Genomic DNA, 19,948 nt, shown 5'->3' with positions numbered 1-19,948 from the left:
GAGTGCTACGTAAATAGTTCCTGGCCGTGTGCCTCGACATAGGCGGCCAGCCCAAGCGTGTGATCGCGCGCGCGCTTCTCGGCGAGCTCGGTGTCGCGCGCTTCCAGCGCCTCGATGATCCCGAGATGCTCGGGCAGGGAGGTCGCGGTGCGGTCCTTGCGGCCGATCGTGAGCTGGCGATAGCCGCGCACGTGCAGCAGCAGGTCGTTGGTGAGGTCGACCAGCACGGGCGATTCCGACAGCGAGATCAGCGCCTGATGGAATGCGATGTTGGCCTTGGAATATTCCTCGACGTGATCTTCAGGCAGACGATCGGGGCCGAAATCCCTGAAGAAGTCGCGCAGCGCCGTGATGTCCTTCTTGCGCGCGGTGGTCGTGATCAGCCGTGCGGCCATGCTTTCCAGCGCCGCCCACGCGCGGATCATGTCGACGATCTCCGCCTTGCTGCGGCGGACCACGACGATGCCGCGGCGCGGCACGGTCTTCACGAAGCCGTCCTGCTCGAGCATCGCGATCGCCTCGCGGATCGGCGTGCGGCTGACGCCGAGCCGTTCGGACAGGGCGCGCTCGTCGAGCATTACCGGTTCGGGCGTCGCGTAGATGTCCATCTTCAGAATCGCTTCCTTCAAGGCCTCATAGGCCTTGTTCTTGAAGCTCGTCTCCGGCGCGATCCGGACGATGGCGATATCCGTGTCTGCCATGATAGGCGACGCCTTGGTCTGTTTTGGTTCGGCCACGACTCGTCTCCTCCTTTTGGAGACGTCTTCTTAGCAGAAGAAATTACCTTAGTTTTTTGGCATGCCAAATACCAGAATGTCAAGATACCTTTATTTTCGGCGCTTTTGGGCATTCAGTGATCTTGACAATTCCCCCTCTGGCATACCAAATGCCATAAAATTTGTCCCAGGAGGAAGCCGATGTCAAACTCAAAGGATGCGGTCCGCAAAGTTCTCGATGCGGTCAGGGCTGAGAAGCGCACGAGCCTCACCGCGCCCGAGGGCAAGGTGGTGTGCGACGCCTACGGTATATCGGTGCCGAAGGAGGGGGTCGCCAAGTCCGCGGCGGATGCCGCGCGGATCGCCTCCGACATGGGGTTCCCGGTCGTGATGAAGATCGTCTCACCCGACATCCTCCACAAGACGGAAGCCGGCGGCGTCGTGGTCGGCGTCAAGAGCGCCGAGGAGGCCGAGAAGAGCTACGCTGCGATTCTCGCCAATGCCAAGAAGTACAAGGCCGACGCCAGGATCGAAGGCATCCAGGTGCAGCAGATGCTCGGCGGCGGCACCGAGGTCATCGTCGGGTCCATCACCGACGGCTCGTTCGGCAAGCTGGTTGCCTTCGGGCTCGGCGGCGTGCTGGTCGAGGTGCTCAAGGACATCACGTTCCGCCTCGCGCCCGCGACCAAGGAGGATGCGCTGTCAATGCTCGACGGCATCCAGGCGCACGAGATGCTGAAGGGCGTGCGCGGCGGCGATCCCGTCAATCGCGAGGCGCTGGCCGACGTTATCGTCAAGGTCTCGCAGCTCGTCAGCGATTTCCCCGAGATTGTCGAGCTCGACCTCAACCCCGTCTTCGCCACCAGCAAGAACGCGATCGCGGCCGACGTCCGCATCGTCGTCGACTTCAACTACAAGCCACGTCCGGCGCCGCGTCCGACCGAAGAGATCGTCGCAGCGATGAACCGCATCATGCAGCCGAAGGGCGTTGCGGTGATCGGCGCGTCCGCCGAGGACGGCAAGATCGGCAACTCCGTGATGAAGAACCTCATCAACGGCGGTTATAAGGGCGAGATCTATCCGATCCACCCCAAGGCCGACGAGATCCTCGGCTACAAGGCTTACAAGAGCGTCAAGGACGTGCCCGGCGTGATCGACACGGCGGTGTTCGCGATCCCCGCGAAGTTCGTCGCCGGTGCGCTCGCCGAATGCGGCGAAAAGAAAATCCCCGGCGCGGTGCTGATCCCCTCGGGCTTCGCGGAGGCCGGCGCACCTGAGTTGCAGGCCGAGATCGTCGAGGTCGGCAAGAAGTACAACATCCGCCTGATGGGGCCGAACATCTACGGCTTCTACTATACGCCGGCCAATCTGTGCGCGACCTTCTGCACCGCCTATGACGTCAAGGGCCACGCGGCACTGTCGTCGCAGTCCGGCGGCATCGGCATGGCGATCATCGGCTTCTCGCGCTCGGCGAAGATGGGCGTGTCGGCGATCGTCGGCCTCGGCAACAAGTCCGACATCGACGAGGACGATCTGCTCGCCTTCTTCGAACAGGACCCGAACACCAACCTGATCGCGCAGCACTGCGAGGATTTGAAGGACGGCCGCGCGTTTGCGGAAGCCGCCAAGCGGGTTGCCAAGAAGAAGCCGGTGGTCGTGCTCAAGGCCGGCCGCACCTCGGCCGGCGCCAAGGCCGCTTCGTCGCACACCGGCGCGCTCGCCGGCAACGACAAGATCTACGAGGACGTCTTCAAGCAGTCCGGCGTGATCCGCGCCCGCAGCCTGCGGCAATTGCTCGAATTCGCCCGTGGCGTGCCGGTGCTGCCGACGCCGAAGGGCGAGAACGTGCTGATCATCACCGGTGCCGGCGGCTCGGGCGTGCTGCTCTCCGACTCCGTCGTCGACAACGGCCTGTCGCTGATGCAGATGCCGCCGGATCTCGATGCTGCGTTCCGCAAGTTCATTCCGCCGTTCGGTGCGGCCGGCAATCCTGTGGATATCACCGGCGGCGAGCCGCCGATCACCTATGTCAACACCGTGAAGCTCGGCCTGTCGGACGATCGCATCCACGCGCTGATCCTCGGCTACTGGCACACGATCGTGACACCGCCGATGGTGTTCGCACGCAACATGGTCGAGGTGAAGAAGGAGATGGAGGCCAAGGGCTTCGTGAAGCCGATCGTTGCTTCGCTGGCCGGCGACGTCGAGGTCGAGGAGGCTGCCGAGTATCTCTACCAGAACGGCATCCCGGCCTACGCCTATTCGACCGAGCTGCCGGTCGAGGTGCTCGGCGCCAAGTACAAATGGGCGCGCGGCGCGGGCTTGCTCTGATCTGATCCGACTCTGAACCAGCAATAGATGCCGCTTCGAACCTCGTTCGAAGCGGCATTTTCATGTGTGCTCGAACTTCGGCGGGACTGGATTTTGCACGTGAGGTCTCCGCATGGCTCGGCCCCGCTTTTGGCATGAAGCGGCTGATTGGCGTCGCCGCGCAATCCCCTACACTGCTCCGCCACGATCAAGAAACAGACAGGGGATGGACGCATGGGTCGGAAGATCGCGATCGTCGGAGCTGGTGCCGTCGGCGGCTATGCCGGTGCGCATATGGTGCAGGCAGGTGAGGACGTCACCTTCATCGATCCATGGCCCGCGCATGTCGAGCATATGAGGACGCACGGCCTGCGCGTGACGCACGCGATGGATGTTGCGGAATTCTCGGTGCCGGTACGCGCGCTCCACGTCACCGATGCGCAGCAACTGGCGAAAGAGAAGCCGGTCGACATCGCCTTCGTGTGCATGAAGTCGTACGACACGGCGTGGGCGACCATGCTGATCCGGCAATATCTGGCGCCGGACGGCTATGTCGTGTCGTTGCAGAACTGCATGAACGAGGAGACGATCGCAGGCGTCGTCGGCTGGGGCAAGACGCTCGGGTGCATCGCGAGCAGCATCACCGTCAACCTGCCCGAGCCCGGCCACATCCACCGCGGCGCCGGCAAGGGCGGGGCGGCGCACACCGTGTTTCGCGCCGGCGAGGTGCACGGCCGCGTCACGTCGCGCGCGGAGGAGGTCTGCCGCCTGGTCGGCTATTCCGACAGCGCGAAGGTGACCAGCAACCTCTGGGGCGAGCGCTGGTCGAAGCTGGTCGCCAACGTGATGGGCAACGGACTTTCGGCCTGCACCGGCCTGCCGGGCGGCGAGGTGCTGCAAAGCGAGCCGCTGCGCCGCTTCTCGACGCGACTCGGCAGCGAGGCGATCCGCGTCGGCCAGGCCTACGGCTATCAGCTCGAGGAGATCCTGCATCTGCCGCCCGAGACGATCGCGCGGGCCGGCGAAGGCGACGAGGCGGCGCTGCGCGCCTGCGACGAGCAGCGCTTCAAGGACGCCAAGCGCACTTCGTCAGCGCAGCGTCCCTCGATGGGCCAGGACATGCAGAAGGGCCGGCGCACCGAGATCGAATTCCTCAACGGCTTCGTGGTCCGCGAGGGCGAGAAGCTCGGCCTTGCCTGCCACGCCAATGCCGCGCTGACCGACATCGTCAAGCGTGTCGAGCGCGGTGAGCTCAGTCCCGATCCGCGGCACATCACCGAGCTGCGGATGAATTGAGCTAAGCCAAGTATCTAGCGCCGTCATTGCGAGGAGCGATCGCGACGAAGCAATCCATCTGCCGCGCATGCGAATGGATGGATTGCTTCCGCCTTCGCCAAAGGCTTCGGCGGACAAGTCGCTTCGCTCGCAATGACGGGTGGAGCTACTGCGGCTGATTGCCTACAACGGCTGCCGTACCCCCATCCCATGCATGAAACGCTCGCGAATTTGCACGGGATCGCGGCGTGTCGTGCCGGTGCCGGGCTTGTCGTCGATGCGGACGCCGATCAGCATCGGCGCCGCCGCCGTCATCGATTGCTCGATCAACCGTTCGAAATCGTCTTCATCGGCGGCCCAGGAACTGTTGGCAAGGCCGCTTGCCAGCGCGATCGCGACGATATCGGTATGGCCTGCAGCCGGGGTCGGCTGGCTGCCGGTGATCTGATAGATGCCGTTGTCCATCACCACCATGGTGAGGTTCTTCGGCGCCTGCGCCGCGATCGTCGCGAGACAGCCGAGCTGCATCAGCAGCGAGCCGTCGCCTTCGAGCGCGAACACCCGCCGCTTCGGCTGCGCCAGCGCGACGCCGAGCGCGATCGGGAAGGCGAGCCCCATGCTGCCCAGCATGTAGAAGTTCTGCGGGCGATGGCCGGCCGCCCAGAGGTCGAAATTGGTGTTGCCGATGCCGCCGATCACGGCCTCGTCCTTCAGCTTGGCGACGAGCCGCTGCGTGAGATCGAAGCGGTTCATCACCTTGGTGTTGCGCGCTGGTGTTGCGGCCATGGCTGATCTCACTTGTCGAACACTTTGCCGCCAGTGAGCAGCGGCGAGAGGATCAGCGCCACCGGCGCTTGCGTGGTGACGGCCTGCTTGATCGAGCGGTCGGCGATAAATTCGAGCTCGTCGAGCCGGGTGATGGTGTGATGCTCTACGGCCAGCGAATCCAGCACCGGACGCATGGTGCGGCAGACTAGCGCCTGGCCGTAGTTGAACTCGCCTAGCGTGCCGCGCTCGGAGACGAACATGATGAGCGGGATCTGGTAGGGCACCGCGAGCGAGGCCAGCACATTGGCGAGCGTGGCAAAGCCCGAGGTCTGCATCAGCACCGCGCCGCGCATCCCGGCCATCCAGGCGCCGGAGACGATGCCGACGGCCTCTTCCTCGCGCGCGGTCGGAAACGTCGTGAAATAGGGATCGGCATGCAGGTTCTTGATCAGCGTGGTGAGCACCCGGTCAGGCACATAGGGGACCAGGCGGATCTCGTTGCGCTTCAACGTCTCCAGCACGATGCCGTGCCAGGTCGTCGCGGCCGGCGCCGGCTTCTGGGCTGAGCTCTGTTCCGCTGCTGCGGCCATCCCGGTCTCCCTGATCGCGCGACACTTGTGGCCGCTTGCGGAGCTGAAAACTTGACGCGGTGCGCGGGATTGTCAACATGCCCCGGCCGCAACGCGATCTGCGGAATTCGGCGATACCGGCACCGATCCAGCGTGCGGTAGAAACGCCAACAATAATGACGGGAGGGCGTGCATGGCCCGGTGGGTCTGGCGAATGGCCATTGCGGCAGCGGCGATGATTGCCGCTGGCATCGCCTCGGCCGAGCCGTTCCCCACCAAGTCCGTGCATATCCTGGTGCCTTATCCGCCCGGCGGCGGCGTCGACGTGCTGACGCGCACGCTCGCCGACAGCGTGTCGAAGAGCTGGGGGCAATCGATCGTGGTCGAGAACCGGCCCGGCGCCGGCGGCGTGATCGCCTCGCAGGCGATCGCGACCTCGGCGCCCGACGGCTACAGCCTGATCATGGTGGCGAGCGGGCATGCCACCAATCCCTTCCTGTATCGGAAGCTGCCCTACGACACCTTCAAGGATTTTTCGCCGGTCTCGCTGCTCGCCTCGTCACCGAATGTGCTGCTGGTGCGCGCCGATTCTCCGTTCAAGTCGGTCAGCGACATCATCGCCGCGGCGAGAGCCAAGCCCGGCAGCCTGTCCTTTGCCCATGCGGGTAACGGAACCTCGACGCATCTGGCCGGCGAGCTGTTGAACAGTCTCGCCAAGATCGATCTGAGCGCGATCCCCTACAAGGGCGGTGCGCCCGCTATCAACGATCTGCTCGGTGGCCAGATCCCGATGTCGTTCAACAATGGTCCGGAATCCGTTGGACAGTTGCAGGCGGGCACGGTTCGCGCACTTGCGGTGACGACCGCGACACGCGCGCCGTTCCTGCCCGACGTGCCGAGCATGTCGGAAACCGTGCCGGGTTACGATACCGAGGTGTGGTGGGGCCTGCTCGGACCCGGTGGCATGCCCGCCGATCTCGTCGCGAGGATCTCGCATGATTTCGTCGCGGCGCTGAACACGGAATCGGTGCAGGAGCGTCTCGGCAAGCTCGGCGCGATGCCGATCGGCAGCACGCCGGAAAAATTCGACGCGAAGATTCACGCCGACTATGACAAATGGGGGCCGATCATCAAGGCCGCCGGCATGACGGCGGAGTGAGGCGATGGCCGCGTCAGACATTCCCGCCTGCCTGCCGCCGCGTCCGGTGACGCCGCCGAAGCAGAAGCTGCCGGCAAAGGCCTGCGACACGCATGCGCATGTGTTCGGCCCAGCGATGCGCTTTCCCTATGCGGCGGATCGCAGCTACACGCCGCCGGACGCACCACTGCAAAAATATCTCGGCATGCTCGATGTGCTCGGCTTTGCCCGCGGCGTTCTGGTGCAGGGCAGCGCCCATGGCCGCGACAATTCGGCGATGCTGGATGCGCTGCAGCGCGAACCCGCGCGCCTGCGCGGTGTCGCGGTAGCTGACGCCGATGTGTCGCCGGGCACGTTGCGGCAATGGCATGTGCTGGGTGTGCGCGCCTTGCGCTTCAATCATTTCTTCCGCGGCGGGCAACTGCATTACCGCGGCGGCATTCCCCTTGATGTCGCCGCGACGCACGCCGCGGTGATGGCCGAACTAGGCTGGCACCTGCAGCTCTGGATCGATGTGAAGGATCTGCCCGCGACGATCCCGACGCTGAAGAAGCTGGGTCTGTCGGTCGTGGTCGATCACATGGGCCGTACCGACGCCCGCGCTGGCATCAACACCGAGGGTTTCCAGAGCCTGCTGCGCGCGGTAGAGGAGGGCTGGTGCTGGGCCAAACTGTCCGGCGCGCATCGCCTGAGCCTTCAGGCGCCTGACTATCCCGACGCGCGGCCGTTCCACGAGGCGCTGGTCGCAGCGAATTCCGAGCGGTTGGTGTGGGGCGGGGACTGGCCGCATCCGCGGGTCGAGGGCGAGATGCCTGACGCCGGCCGTCTGCTCGACCTGTTCCACGAATGGACGCCTGATGCGGCGACACGGCACCGCATCTTGGTCGACAATCCCGCAAAACTCTATGGCTTCCCAAACTGAGAGCTGCTCGAAGACATGACCGTCAACAACAAGCGTGTGTTCTACGTCAAATATCTCGCCCACGACATCTACGTCGACATCCTGAAGAAGCGGCCGGACGTGCGGCTCGACCGGCTCGAGAACGAGACGCCGGAGGCGCAGTTCGCGCCGATCCTGGCCGAGGCCCATGCCTATCAGATCGGCGCGGCGCGCGACGAATTGGCGCCGCACTTCCATGCCCATGCGGACCTGTTGAAGCGTGCGCCGAACCTGCTGATTGTATCCTCGAACGGCGCGGGCTTCGATCCCGTCGACGTCGACGCCTGCACGAAGGCGGGCGTGCTGGTCGTCAACCAGTCCGGCGGCAATGCCAATTCGGTCGCCGAGCACGCGCTCGGCATGTTGTTGACGCTGTCCAAGCGGATCATCCAGTCCGATCGCCGGCTGCGGCGCGAAGCCAATGTCAACCGCAACGACCTGATCGGCAACGAATTGAAGGAGAAGACGGTCGGCATCGTCGGTCTCGGCAATGTCGGCCGCCGCATCGCCGAGCTGTGCAAGGGCCTTCTGCACATGAAGGTGATCGCTTACGATCCGTATCTGTCGGCGGATGAGATGGCGAAGCGGGGCGGGGAAAAGGTGGAGCTCGACGATCTCTTGCGCCGTGCGGATTTCGTCTCGATCTCGTGCCCGCTCGACAGCAAGAGCAGGGGCATGATCGGCGCGCGCGAATTCGCGCTGATGCAGCCGCACGCTTATTTCGTCACCACCGCGCGCGGCTTCATCCACGACGAGACGGCGCTGGAGGCGGCGCTGCGCGAAAAGCGCATCGCGGGCGCCGGCCTCGACGTCTGGGCCAAGGAACCGCCGCCGCCGGATCATCCGCTGCTGCAATTCGACAATGTGCTGGCGAGCCCGCACACCGCGGGCGTCACCCGCGAGGCGCGCATCAACATGGGCCGGATCGCCGCCGAGCAGATCCTCGACGCGCTCGACGGCAAGCGCCCGCCGCGCGTCATCAATCCCGAGGTCTGGCCGGCCTACGCCCGACGGTTCGAAAGGGCGTTCGGCTTCATGCCGGGGTAGGGCGATCCGCGAAGCGCCACGCACACGGACTGTTGGCTCCCTCTCCCGCTTGCGGGGGAGGGTGGGGTGGGGGTGTCTCCGCGAGCGAGAGCCTTTGCGTGGAGAAAGCCCCCACCCGGATCGCATCTGTCGATGCGATCGACCTCCCCCGCAAGCGGGAGAGGTGCAGTGCGCGATGCGGCCCAAGCGCAACCCAAAACATCGGAGAAAATCTTCGTCGTCGCGGCCTCGATTGCAGCAATAAATCCACTGCCGGTGGACCGCCTCGCGAAGCGTCCGTTGTTATTTTCCCCGGGATATCGACCGCCTGGCCCGATGTCGCCATGTTCCCTCCGTGCCCGACTGTTCCGGGTGAAGGGAATGAATGATGCGACAGGTCCAGACATTGCTCCGCACCGCTCCGGCCAAGATCCGCCGCCGCTTTGCGCAGATCGTCGCCATCGCCGCAGCCAGCCTGCCTCAGGCCGGCGCGTAGTCTTTGCCCGCTGCGAACCGCCGCACGCCGCAGCGCTGAATTAACTCAACCTGATCCCGCACCAGTGCTAGCATGTGATCTCCCGGGCGCGCTGCCGCCGCAGCAGGGAGGGTTCCATGTCACGTTTTGTCGTTCAATTTATGAAGGACGTGCTCGGCGACAACGGTCGCGAGCGCGAGGTTTGCCAAGGGGCGCTCGAGATCGACGCGTCAACTGAAGGCCAGGCCACCGAAATGGCCAAGCTCAAGTTCTGTCAGCAACAGTCGCTCTGCGACTGGTCGCTCCATGCCGACCGCATCCGGATCGAAGCGGCGGATCTCCACATCAGGTGACGTTCGAGTAGCATCCGCATCCGTGCTGCGCTCTCCCCCCCGCAAGCGGGAGAGGTGCAGCAAGTCTGCCGCGCGATCGAATCCGTGGCTAAGCTCGTCGATTACCCTTCGGGCACGATGCGAACCGCGCCCTTCGCGGCGCTGCTTGCGAACGCGGCGTAGGCCTTCAATGCAGTCGAGACCGCGCGCTTGCGCGGCGCGGCCGGCTTCCACGCGGCCTTGCCCTTCGCGACCATCGCGGCGCGGCGGCGCTTCAGCTCGGCATCGTCCACCGCGAGATGGACCTTGCGGCCCGGGATGTCGAACTCGATGATGTCGCCTTCCTCGACGAGACCGATCAGGCCCCCTTCGGCCGCTTCAGGCGAGACATGGCCGATCGACAGGCCCGACGATCCGCCCGAGAAGCGGCCGTCGGTGATCAGCGCGCAGGCCTTGCCGAGCCCCTTCGACTTCAGATAGCTGGTCGGATAGAGCATCTCCTGCATGCCGGGGCCGCCGCGCGGACCCTCATAGCGGATCAGCACGACGTCGCCGGCCTTCACCTTGTTGCCCAGAATGCCTTCGACCGCCGCGTCCTGGCTCTCGAAGATGCGGGCGGGGCCGGAGAACTTCAGAATGCTCTCGTCGACGCCGGCGGTCTTCACGATGCAGCCGTCTTCGGCGAGGTTGCCGAACAGCACGGCGAGGCCGCCGTCCTTGGAATACGCGTGCGCCGCGTTGCGGATGCAGCCCTTGGCACGGTCGAGATCGACCTCGTCGAAGCGCCGATCCTGGCTGAAGGCTTCCTGGGTCGGCACGCCGCCCGGCGCGGCGCGGTAGAAGTTGCGTACCTTCTCGCTCGTGGTGCGCACCACGTCCCAGCGGTTGAGCGCCTCATCCAGGGTCGGGCTGTGCACGGTCGGTCCGTCGGTCGTGATCAGCTTGGCGCGGTCGAGTTCGCCGAGGATCGCCATGATGCCGCCGGCATGATGCACGTCCTCCATGTGCACGTCCTGCACCGAGGGCGCGACCTTGCAGAGCACAGGAACCTTGCGTGAGAGCCGGTCGATGTCGGCCATCGTGAACGGCACCTCTCCCTCGCGGGCAGCGGCGAGCAGATGCAGCACGGTGTTGGTCGAGCCGCCCATCGCGATGTCGAGCGTCATCGCGTTCTCGAACGACTTGAAGCTCGCGATCGAGCGCGGCAGCACCTTGGCATCGTCCTGCTCGTAGTAGCGGCGGGCGAGGTCGACGATCAAATGTCCGGCCTCGACGAACAGGCTCTTGCGGTCGGCATGGGTCGCCAGCACCGAGCCGTTGCCAGGCAGCGCCAGGCCCAGCGCCTCGGTCAGGCAGTTCATCGAGTTCGCCGTGAACATGCCGGAGCAGGAGCCACAGGTCGGGCAGGCCGAGCGTTCGACCACCGCGACCTCTTCGTCTGTCACGTTGGAATCGGCCGCAGCCACCATGGCATCGATCAGGTCGACCGCGCGCTTCTTGCCCTTGAGCACGATCTTGCCGGACTCCATCGGTCCGCCCGAGACGAACACGGTCGGGATGTTGAGACGTAGCGTCGCCATCAGCATGCCGGGGGTGATCTTGTCGCAGTTGGAGATGCAGACCATCGCGTCGGCGCAGTGCGCATTGACCATATATTCGACGCTGTCGGCGATCAGTTCGCGCGAGGGCAGGCTGTAGAGCATCCCGTCATGGCCCATCGCGATGCCGTCGTCGACCGCGATGGTGTTGAATTCCTTGGCGACGCCGCCAGCCTTCTCGATTTCGCGGGCGACGAGCTGGCCGAGATTCTGCAGATGCACATGGCCGGGCACAAATTGCGTGAAGGAATTGACCACCGCGATGATCGGCTTGCCGAAATCCTCGTTCTTCATGCCCGTGGCGCGCCAGAGGCCGCGCGCACCCGCCATGTTGCGGCCGTGGGTGGTTGTGCGGGAGCGATAGGCGGGCATGTCAAATCCTTGGGCTGAGGGCATTTTTTAAGGGAGACGCGTCCTTATGCCCGTCCGTGTCAGCCGATTCAAGCACGGAACCGCATGGCTGAACCCCGGTATTTGATCTCGGTCTTCGGTCGCCGCCGGAGGTGATTTATTCAGCCAGCGGGCGGCGGGGATTGGTCTGTCCGCGCGGCCGCTTCACCTCTCCCGCTGCTCGATCTGAGCAAAGTCACCTTGCGAGGTGGGGCGTCGCGACTATTCGGCGGCGATGCTGGTCGGCGCCGGATATCCCGCTTTCGGTTTGGCCTTCGCGGCCCGCCCGTTCTTTCGACCGAACTGACTGCCCGCCAGCAATTTCGCCGCGGCCTTTAGCTGCTCGCGCAGCCATTGATTGGTGGTGTCGCCTTCGGCGGTGGCGTGCCAGTAGAGATAATTGACGTGCGGGCTGATCGGGAACGGGCAGGGGAAGCATTGCAACAGCCCCGGCTGCTCCAGCACCGAGGCCGCGCTTTCGGATGCCGTCAGCAGCATGTTGCTGCGACTGACGACGTGACAGGCGGTCGCGAAATTCTGGCATTGCAGGCGCACGGTGCGCTTGATGCCGAGCCGCTGGAACTGGAAATCCTCGAACGACAACCCGCTGCGCCGCGACGTCACGCAGACATGCTCCAGGCGCAGATAGGTCTTCTTGTCGAGCCGCGAGCGGAGGTCGGGATGGTCGCGGCGGGCGAACACCGCGATATGCTCGGTCAGGATCTGCTCGCGTCGCACCTCCGCCGATTGCGGCAGCAGCGTATCGATCGCGACATCGAGCGTGCCGGCGGCAAGCTCGCGCTCCAGATTGTTGCGCTCGCAGCGCACGGTCGCGATCTCGACCAGCGGCGCGACCGCGCTGATCCGATTCACCAGTGCACTCAGCATCGGCGCCTCGAGATTGTTGCGCAACCCGATCACGAACCGCTTCGGCGTCTTCGCCGGATCGAAGCGATTGGTGTGGGTCAGCGTCGTCTCCAGCCCGTTCAGCGCCTGGCGCACGGTGGTGATGATCTGACGCGCCAGCGGCGTCGGCGTCATCACGTGATGGCGACGCACGAACAGCGGATCGTTGAACATCGCGCGCAAGCGGCCCAGCGCATGGCTCACCGCGGGCTGGGTCAGATTGAGACGGAAGCAGGCGCGGCTGACGCCGCCCTCGGAATAGATCGCATCGAACACGACGAACAGGTTCAGATCGATGTCGCGCACATGCATGGATTTGATCAATCCCTATCCGTCGAATGCATTTGACGAATACTAAGCGGCGCTCTTAAAGTCTCAAGCAAAATAATACCTGGAGGAAACGATGAGCGTGCAATCGCCATCGCGCGGCGTCGCTGTCCCGGCGGCGCCATCCCGCTCGGGCTCGATCTTCGTCAAGCCGAGCCAGGAGCAGATCGTGCTCCTGATCACGATCGCGCTGGTGATCGTGTTCGGCCTGACGCTGAACGGTTTTGCCACCGTTTCCAATCTGCTGAATTTGTTGCGCAGCATTTCCATCCTCGGCGTGCTCGGGCTCGGCATGGGGCTGATCGTGATCAGCCGCGGCATCGATCTGTCCGAGGTCGCGATCATGGCGGGCTCCTGGGCGATCGCGCTGATCGAGATGCAGAACGGCATGCCGGTGTCCACGGCGGTGTTGCTGGCGCTGGCGATCGCGGTGCTGATCGGTGTCGTCAACGGCGTGATGGTCGCCTTCGTCGAGGCGCCGGCGCTGTTCGTGACGTTGGCCGCCGGCTTCGTGATCTATGGCCTCGCATTCTGGATCGCGCCGGCCTGGGTGGTCTATGCCCCGAAGGATGCGCCGGGGCTGATGTATCTCGGTGCCGGCCGGCTGTTCGGCGTCCCGCTTCCAATCCTGGTGTTCGCCGTCGCCGCGATCGCGATGCACCTGTTCCTGTCGCGCACCTCGATCGGTCGCTTCATCTATGCGCAGGGCGACAATCCGGAGGCCGCGCGGCTCACCGGCGTCGCGCTGCGGCCGCTGATCGTGCTGGAGCACGTGCTGGTTGCATTACTCGCCTGGATTGCAGGCCTGGTCTGGGTCGGCACCACCGGCAGCATGCAGATGGCGATCACGCAGGGCACCATGATCTTCGACGTCGTGCTCGTCGTGGTGATCGGCGGCATCAGTCTGGTCGGCGGCCGCGGCAGCGTGTTCAGCGTCGTGGTCGGCTGCATCCTGATCGGCACGCTGCTCAACGCCTTCACCATCATGGACGTCAACAGCGAGGTGCAGAACATCATCAAGGGCGTGGTGCTGCTGGCCGCGATCGTGCTCGATAACTGGCTGCACCCGCGTGATGAGGAGACCGCGCGGCAGGGCGACTGACGCAGGCTGCGGGGCGCCGCCATGACAACAATCAGACAAGCAATCAAAAGAATATCTGTGTGGAGGAGACGATGAAGACGACGAAGTTCTGGACGATGCTGCTCGCCGGGGCGACGCTGGCCGCGTTGCCGTTGGTGGCCAGTGCGCAGGAGGAAGGCACCAAGGCCGGGCGCGAGCTGCGCGCCTCCTACGACAAGGCGCTGCAGGGCAAGACGATCGCGTATTTGCCGATCGCGCTCGGCGTCCCGTTATCAGACGAATGGGGCCGGGTGGTGCAGGAAGAGGCCGAATGGCGCGGCATGAAATACATCGTCCGCGATCCCAACAACAATCCGTCGGCGATGCAGCAGGCGCTGACCGCGCTGGTCGACCAGAAGCCCGACGTCCTGATCGTGCAAAACCCGAGCGTGACGCTCCTGATGAAGGACCTGAAGCGCGCCGAGAGCCAGGGCACGCATGTGATTCAGGTCAACATGGCCTCCAACTACAAGTCCGGCGCCTTTGTCGGCGTCGACTGGCGCGAGATCGGCAGGATGCTCGCCAACGAAACGGTCAAGGCCTGCGGCACCGGTTCGGGCAAGTCGGGCAAGGTGCAGATCGTGCAAGGTGAGCTGACGGCGGCCGCCAGTGTCGACCAGGTCGGTGCGATCATGGACGTGCTGAACAAGGATCCGAATATCAAGGTGGTGTCGAACCAGGCCGCGAACTGGGATGCCAACACCGCGCTCAACATCACCGCCACCGTGATCCAGCAGCATCCCGATCTCTGCGCCTCGATCGGCTTCTGGGGCATCATGGAGTCGGGCGCGGCCCAGGCGATCCGCAATGCCGGCAAGATCAACGACGTGAAGGTGTTCGCCTCGGGCGAGGGCTCGCAGCTCGATTGCGATCAGGTCAATTCGGGTAATTTCGCCAAGTTCCTGAGCTACAAGGCGACCGAGCAGGGCCACGACCTGATGTTTGCAGCCGAAACCCTGCTGATGTCCGGCGAGAAGCCCGGCACCCGCAACCTTGCCTATTATACGCGGCCGATCTGGCTCGATAAGTCGAACGCCTCGGGCGCCAACTGCTTCGCGCTACCCAAGAAGAACTAACAAGGGCGCGGGCGGCCGGCGCGGGGGGCATTCCCGCGCCGGCCGTATCAACGAGCATGATCCGGGACACGGAAGCCGGATCGAGGGAGTGCTTTTGGCGATGTCGATGGCTGTCGATTCCTTGGCCGCATCGGTGCGGCGGTTTTCACCCCGGCTCCTGCTCTCGGAGCTGCTGCTCAAGCAATGGTTCGAGCCGGTCGTTCCCTTCACCGTGATGATCGGGCTGTGGGCCTATTTCGCGCTGACGATTCCCGACTACGCCTCGGTGCAGAACTCGGTGTCGCTGCTGCGGCTGTTCGCCGAATTCGGCTTCGTTGCGCTGGCGATGGGCTTCTGCCTCGTCACCGGCGGCATCGATCTCTCGGTCGGCGCGATCTTCGCGCTGTGCAATTTCGCGGCGCTGTATTTCCTGCTGGTGCGCGAGTGGCCGGTTGGCCTCGCGGTGCCGGCGACGCTGGTGGTTGGCGCGCTGCTCGGCAGCATCAACGGTTTCCTGATCGGCTTCCTGAAGACGCGGCCGTTCCTAACCACGCTGGTGACGCTGATCATCCTGCGCGCGTCGGTCAACCTGCTCAACACCTCCTATGCGCAGGTGTTCGCCACCAACTCGGTCGACAGCGACGCCTGGGATTTCATCGGCGGCGGTAGCGTGCTCGGGATTCCCGTCAATGCGGCGACGCTATTCGTGGTGCTCTTGATCTGCCACATCTTCCTGTCGCGCTCGCGCTATGGCTGGCATCTCACCGCGATCGGCGCCAGCCGCAAGGCGGCGCGCCATGCCGGCATCCGCGTTCGCCTGATGTTGTTCATGACCTATGTGCTGTCGGGCACGCTGTGCGCGGCGAGCGGCATCTTCTACGCCGCGCGGCAGGCCTCGACGGATTCCACCACCGGGGTCGGCTGGGAGTTCCAGGCGCTCACCGCGGTCGTGCTCGGCGGCGTTTCGCTCGCCGGCGGCAAGGGCACGGTGTGGCGGGCGATGATCGGCGCGCTGATCATCTTCCTGTTGATCAACGGCCTCGTGCGCATGGGTATCCCCGGTTACGTCACCTCCGCGGTGACAGGCATGATCCTGCTCGCCGCCGTCGGCATCGACGTCAAATGGTCGAAGAACCGCGGCAAGGCGATCCAGAAGATCTACGTCAACCCGGCCTTCGTGCCGCTGGCCTCGGCGCCGTCGGTACAGCCGGGCGCCGTGTCGCCCTACGCGCAGAACGACCGGCTGATCCAGGCGCAGGCGATCGGCCTCGATCAGGTCGAAGGTCCGGAGGATGTCATCCTCGACCGCCAGGGCCGGGTCTACGGCTCGACCCGCGACGGCAACGTGATCCGCTTCTCCGGGCCGAATTTCGAAACGCGCGAGGTGTTCGCCCATATCGGCGGCCGGCCGCTCGGCATGCAGTTCGATCGCGACGAAAACCTGATCGTCGCGGTCGCCGGCATGGGCGTCTACGGGGTCGCGCCCGACGGCCGCGTCTTCAAGGTCACCGACGAGACCAACCGCACCTGGTACAAGCTGAACGACGATTCCCGCCTGCGCATGGCCGACGACCTCGACATCGCACCTGACGGCAAGATCTATTTCAGCGACTGTACCACCCGCTACGAGATGACGACCAACACCCTCGACATCCTCGAGGGTCGGCCGAACGGCCGTGTGGTGTGCTACGATCCCGCAACTAAGTCCACGCGCACGGTGATCAACCACTTCTACTTCCCGAACGGGATCTGCGTCTCCCACGACGGCAAGTCGATCCTGATTGCGAGCACCTCGCTGTGCAAAGTGTTCCGCCACTGGATCGACGGACCGAAGAAGGGCCGCACCGAGATCCTGATCGATGAACTGCCGGGCAACCCCGACAACATCAACCGCGCCTCCGACGGCACCTACTGGCTGGCGCTGGTTGGCATCCGCACGCCGACCTTCGATCTTGCCGCGCGCAAGCCCGGCTTCCGGCTGCGCATGGTCAAGCAGGTGCCGACCGACGAGTGGCTGGCGCCCGCGCTCAACCATGGCTGCGTGCTGAAGTTCAACGAGCAGGGCGAGGCGCTGGAATCCTGGTGGGATCCGACCGGCATCTCGCATTCGACCCTGACCTCGATGCGCGAGCACAGGGGCTATCTCTATCTCGGCGGGCTCGAGAACAACCGGATCGGCCGCATCAAGCTCGACGGCGTCGATGAAAGCTGGACCGGCTACGACGCCTATTGGGGCAGCAAGAGCAGGGTGACCACATAATGGGACTGTTCGATCATCTGTTGCGCGACATCAGAAGCGTGATCGATCGCGACGGCGGTCAGAACGCGATCCCGCCGCTCGACGGCGCGCTCAGCCCCAACGACCGGCTCGACACCGCGGTTGCGATCGGCGAACCGCTGCCCGGCGTCGACGACGTTATCGCCGCCGGCGACGGCGCGGTCTATGTCTGCGCCGGACGGCGTGTATTGAAACTCGCCGGCGATGATTTCTCGGCACGCACGGTCGTCGCCGAGTTCGAGGACGACGCCGGTGGGCTCGCGCTGCACCCGGACGGTTGCTTGCTCGTCTGCGTGGCGGGCAGGGGCCTCGCCGCGATCGACCCTGCGAAACCCGTTCCACGCTGGCTGGAGGCCGCCGATGGCAGCCCGCTCGCGGGACTGTTGTCGGTCACCGCGGCGCCGGATGGCCGCATCTATATGGTCGAAGGCAGCACCGGCCGGCGCCCCGATCAGTGGCGCCACGACCTGATGGAGAAGCGCGCAGGCGGTCGGCTCGTCACCTGCGGCGCCGGCTTGGACAATCCGCAAGTGCTGCTGCGCGACCTGCCTTATCCTTATGGCATTGCAGTCTCCGCCGACGGCAATAGCCTGTGGCTCACCGAGAGCTGGGCGCATCGGCTGAGCCGGTTTGCGCTCGGCGGCAACGGCCTCGGTCCGCGCGAGATCGTCGCTGGCAACATGCCGGGCTATCCGGCGCGGTTGCATTCGGATGGTCATGGCGGCTTCCTGCTCGGCATCTTCGCGCGTCGCACGCATCTGATCGAGTTCGTGCTCAAGGAAGACGACTTCCGCGAGGAGATGATGGCGACGATGCCGCCGGATTACTGGGTGGCGCCGGCGCTGGTCGGCGGCAGCGACTGCCTGGAGCCTATGCAGATCGGCGGCGTCAAGGCGCTCGGCATCCAGAAGCCATGGGCGCCGCCGCGCTCCTATGGCCTGCTGGTGCATCTCGACGCCGATGGCGATGCGTCGGACAGCCTGCACAGCCGCGCCGGCGGCCGCTTCCATGGCATCACCGCCGCCTGCGCGACGGCCAGCGGCATCGTGATCGCGGCGCGCGGCGCCGGACGCCTGCTGCTCTACACGGGAGACCTGCGATGAACGACGGCGTGATGCAGGCGGTGACTGAGACCCGGACTGCGGCCCGCGAGCCGGTGCTGCGGATCAGCAACGGATCCAAGATCTATGGCGGCGTCCACGCCATCGAGGGCGTCAACTTCGATCTCTATCCCGGCGAGGTGCATGCGCTGGTCGGCGAGAACGGCGCCGGCAAGTCGACGCTGTGCAAGGCGATCGCGGGCGCGATCCAACTCACTTCGGGCGATTATCTACTCGACGGCAAGCTGGTCGATTTCGAACAGCCGCGCGATGCGCTCAATGACGGCATCTGCATGGTCTATCAGGAAACCAGCCTGGTGCCGACCATGACCGCGGCGCAGAACATCGAGCTCGGCAACGAAAAGCTGCTGACGCGCTTCCGCACCCTGAACATCCAGGCCCAGCAACTCCTGCAGTCGCTCAACTTCCATGTCGACCCGGCGACACCGGTCGCGCTGCTCGGCACCGCCAAGAAGCAGATGGTCGAGATCGCGCGCGCGATCTACAACAAGGCGCGGATCATCATCTTCGACGAGCCGACCGCAAGCCTGACGCCGGAGGAGATCGTCCACTTCTTCCATCTGGTACGCGATCTGCGCGGGCGCGGCGTCTCGATCATCTACATCTCGCACGCGCTGGAAGAATCCCTGCAGATCGCCGACCGCATCACCGTGCTGCGCGACGGCAAGCTGGTGATAACAGCACCCGCAAAGCAGCTTACGCGCGATGCCTTGGTGCAGCACATGGTGGGCCGCGAGGTGGCGCAGGCCGTCTACGGCCGCAAGGAAAAGACCCATCAGCGGCGCGAGAAGGTGCTGACGGTCGAGAACGTCACGATGGGGATGGCGGTCAAGAACATGTCGTTCTCGGTCTATGCCGGCGAGGTGGTCGGCATTGCCGGCCTGATCGGCTCGGGCCGCACCGAGATCGCCAAGATCATCTACGGCGCGCTGAAGCGCAACCTCGTCAATGGCGGCACGATCCGGCTGCGCGGCAAACCGATCCGCTATCGCGTGCCGCGGCAGGCGATCAATGACGGCATCGCCTACATCACCGAGGACCGCAAGGCCAACGGCTTCTTCGAGACCATGGTGGTCGACGACAACGTCTATATCGGCGGCCTCGCCACCCGCAAGGGCTGGAGCTTCCTGCTGTCGCGCGCCCGCCGCGGCAGGCTTGCCAACTACTGGGTCGAGCGGTTGAAGATCAGCGCCCTGCAACGGAAGGCGAAGATCATCGAATTGTCCGGCGGCAACCAGCAGAAGGTGGTGCTGGCGAAGACGCTGGTGCAGGACCCCTCGATCATCATCTTCGACGAACCGACCCGCGGCGTCGACGTCGGTACCATTCCGCATATTCACAGCGAAATCCGCCGTCTCGCCGACGAGGGCAAGGCGGTGGTTGTGATCTCGTCGTACCTGCCGGAGATCCTCGCTGTTTCCGACCGCATTCTGGTCGCGCGCACCGGCCGCATCGTCGCCGAATTCGACGCCGCCGAGGCGACCCAGGACAAGATCCTGTACGCCGCGGTGCATTGAGGACGTCATTCCGGGGGCGGAGCAGCGAACCCGGCCTCCACCGCATCTCGACTCAACACTTCTCCATTGTCATGCCCGCGCAGGCGG

Annotated in this window: 16 protein-coding genes; 11 read left to right on the top strand and 5 right to left on the bottom strand. The window is 64.8% G+C overall.

The annotated features are described in order from the left end of the window. Positions 1–5: 5 nt before the first annotated feature. Entirely contained in the window at positions 6–701 is a 696-nt protein-coding gene (locus P6U25_RS24150) for a GntR family transcriptional regulator (protein ID WP_407152598.1), read from the bottom strand. Positions 702–917: 216 nt separating this feature from the next. On the opposite strand from P6U25_RS24150, the gene P6U25_RS24145 reads away from it, so the two are divergent. Together P6U25_RS24145 and P6U25_RS24140 are read left to right on the top strand one after the other, a co-directional pair. Then, a complete protein-coding gene (locus tag P6U25_RS24145; protein ID WP_407147265.1) occupies positions 918–3,047 on the top strand; it encodes an acetate--CoA ligase family protein in 2,130 nt (709 codons plus the stop codon). 213 nt (positions 3,048–3,260) lie between these two features. Further along, entirely contained in the window at positions 3,261–4,322 is a 1,062-nt protein-coding gene (locus tag P6U25_RS24140) for a ketopantoate reductase family protein (RefSeq protein WP_407147264.1), read from the top strand. 162 nt (positions 4,323–4,484) lie between these two features. Here P6U25_RS24140 and P6U25_RS24135 read toward each other — a convergent pair whose 3' ends face one another. Together P6U25_RS24135 and P6U25_RS24130 are read right to left on the bottom strand one after the other, a co-directional pair. Next, positions 4,485–5,087 (bottom strand): thiamine pyrophosphate-dependent enzyme, encoded by a 603-nt coding sequence (locus P6U25_RS24135; RefSeq protein WP_407147263.1) that lies wholly within the window; start codon positions 5,085–5,087, stop codon positions 4,485–4,487. Between the two features lie 8 nt (positions 5,088–5,095). Continuing rightward, on the bottom strand, positions 5,096–5,659 hold the full coding sequence (locus P6U25_RS24130) for a decarboxylase (protein ID WP_407147262.1): 564 nt from the start codon (positions 5,657–5,659) through the stop codon (positions 5,096–5,098). Between the two features lie 172 nt (positions 5,660–5,831). On the opposite strand from P6U25_RS24130, the gene P6U25_RS24125 reads away from it, so the two are divergent. The 4 genes from P6U25_RS24125 to P6U25_RS24110 all read left to right on the top strand — a co-directional run bounded on the left by P6U25_RS24125 (position 5,832) and on the right by P6U25_RS24110 (position 9,570). Next, positions 5,832–6,797 carry a tripartite tricarboxylate transporter substrate binding protein gene (locus P6U25_RS24125; RefSeq protein ID WP_407147261.1) on the top strand — a complete coding sequence of 322 codons (966 nt, stop codon included), beginning with the start codon at positions 5,832–5,834 and terminating at the stop codon, positions 6,795–6,797. A gap of 4 nt (positions 6,798–6,801) precedes the next feature. Next, complete coding sequence (locus tag P6U25_RS24120) at positions 6,802–7,698, top strand: amidohydrolase family protein (protein WP_407147260.1); 897 nt, start codon at positions 6,802–6,804, stop codon at positions 7,696–7,698. 15 nt (positions 7,699–7,713) lie between these two features. Further along, positions 7,714–8,763 (top strand): hydroxyacid dehydrogenase, encoded by a 1,050-nt coding sequence (locus P6U25_RS24115; RefSeq protein WP_407147259.1) that lies wholly within the window; start codon positions 7,714–7,716, stop codon positions 8,761–8,763. A 591-nt stretch (positions 8,764–9,354) separates the two neighbouring features. Further along, a complete protein-coding gene (locus P6U25_RS24110) occupies positions 9,355–9,570 on the top strand; it encodes a hypothetical protein (protein ID WP_407147258.1) in 216 nt (71 codons plus the stop codon). 101 nt (positions 9,571–9,671) lie between these two features. Here the strand turns inward: P6U25_RS24110 and ilvD are convergent, their stop codons facing one another. Together ilvD and P6U25_RS24100 are read right to left on the bottom strand one after the other, a co-directional pair. After that, positions 9,672–11,519, bottom strand: a complete 1,848-nt coding sequence (gene ilvD / locus P6U25_RS24105) for a dihydroxy-acid dehydratase (protein WP_407147257.1) — start codon at positions 11,517–11,519, stop codon at positions 9,672–9,674. A 240-nt stretch (positions 11,520–11,759) separates the two neighbouring features. Then, positions 11,760–12,767, bottom strand: a complete 1,008-nt coding sequence (locus P6U25_RS24100) for a LysR family transcriptional regulator (protein WP_407147256.1) — start codon at positions 12,765–12,767, stop codon at positions 11,760–11,762. A 79-nt stretch (positions 12,768–12,846) separates the two neighbouring features. On the opposite strand from P6U25_RS24100, the gene P6U25_RS24095 reads away from it, so the two are divergent. The 5 genes from P6U25_RS24095 to P6U25_RS24075 all read left to right on the top strand — a co-directional run bounded on the left by P6U25_RS24095 (position 12,847) and on the right by P6U25_RS24075 (position 19,861). Then, on the top strand, positions 12,847–13,872 hold the full coding sequence (locus tag P6U25_RS24095; RefSeq protein WP_407147255.1) for an ABC transporter permease: 1,026 nt from the start codon (positions 12,847–12,849) through the stop codon (positions 13,870–13,872). Between the two features lie 71 nt (positions 13,873–13,943). After that, entirely contained in the window at positions 13,944–14,966 is a 1,023-nt protein-coding gene (locus tag P6U25_RS24090) for a sugar ABC transporter substrate-binding protein (RefSeq protein ID WP_407147254.1), read from the top strand. Positions 14,967–15,066: 100 nt separating this feature from the next. Then, the gene (locus P6U25_RS24085; protein ID WP_407147253.1) at positions 15,067–17,205 is read left to right on the top strand and encodes an ABC transporter permease; all 2,139 of its coding nucleotides are present in this window, start codon (positions 15,067–15,069) and stop codon (positions 17,203–17,205) included. Further along, the gene (locus P6U25_RS24080; protein WP_407147252.1) at positions 17,205–18,326 is read left to right on the top strand and encodes an SMP-30/gluconolactonase/LRE family protein; all 1,122 of its coding nucleotides are present in this window, start codon (positions 17,205–17,207) and stop codon (positions 18,324–18,326) included. Before P6U25_RS24085 ends, P6U25_RS24080 begins: the two co-directional genes overlap by 1 nt. Next, on the top strand, positions 18,323–19,861 hold the full coding sequence (locus P6U25_RS24075; protein WP_407147251.1) for a sugar ABC transporter ATP-binding protein: 1,539 nt from the start codon (positions 18,323–18,325) through the stop codon (positions 19,859–19,861). The genes P6U25_RS24080 and P6U25_RS24075 overlap by 4 nt, the downstream gene beginning before the upstream one ends. Positions 19,862–19,948: the final 87 nt, after the last annotated feature.

The sequence above is a fragment of the Bradyrhizobium sp. ORS 86 genome (assembly GCF_045571475.1).
Taxonomy (GTDB): domain Bacteria; phylum Pseudomonadota; class Alphaproteobacteria; order Rhizobiales; family Xanthobacteraceae; genus Bradyrhizobium.
The sequence above is the reverse complement of the archived record's forward strand: the minus strand, read 5'-3'. Positions and strand labels throughout refer to the sequence as shown.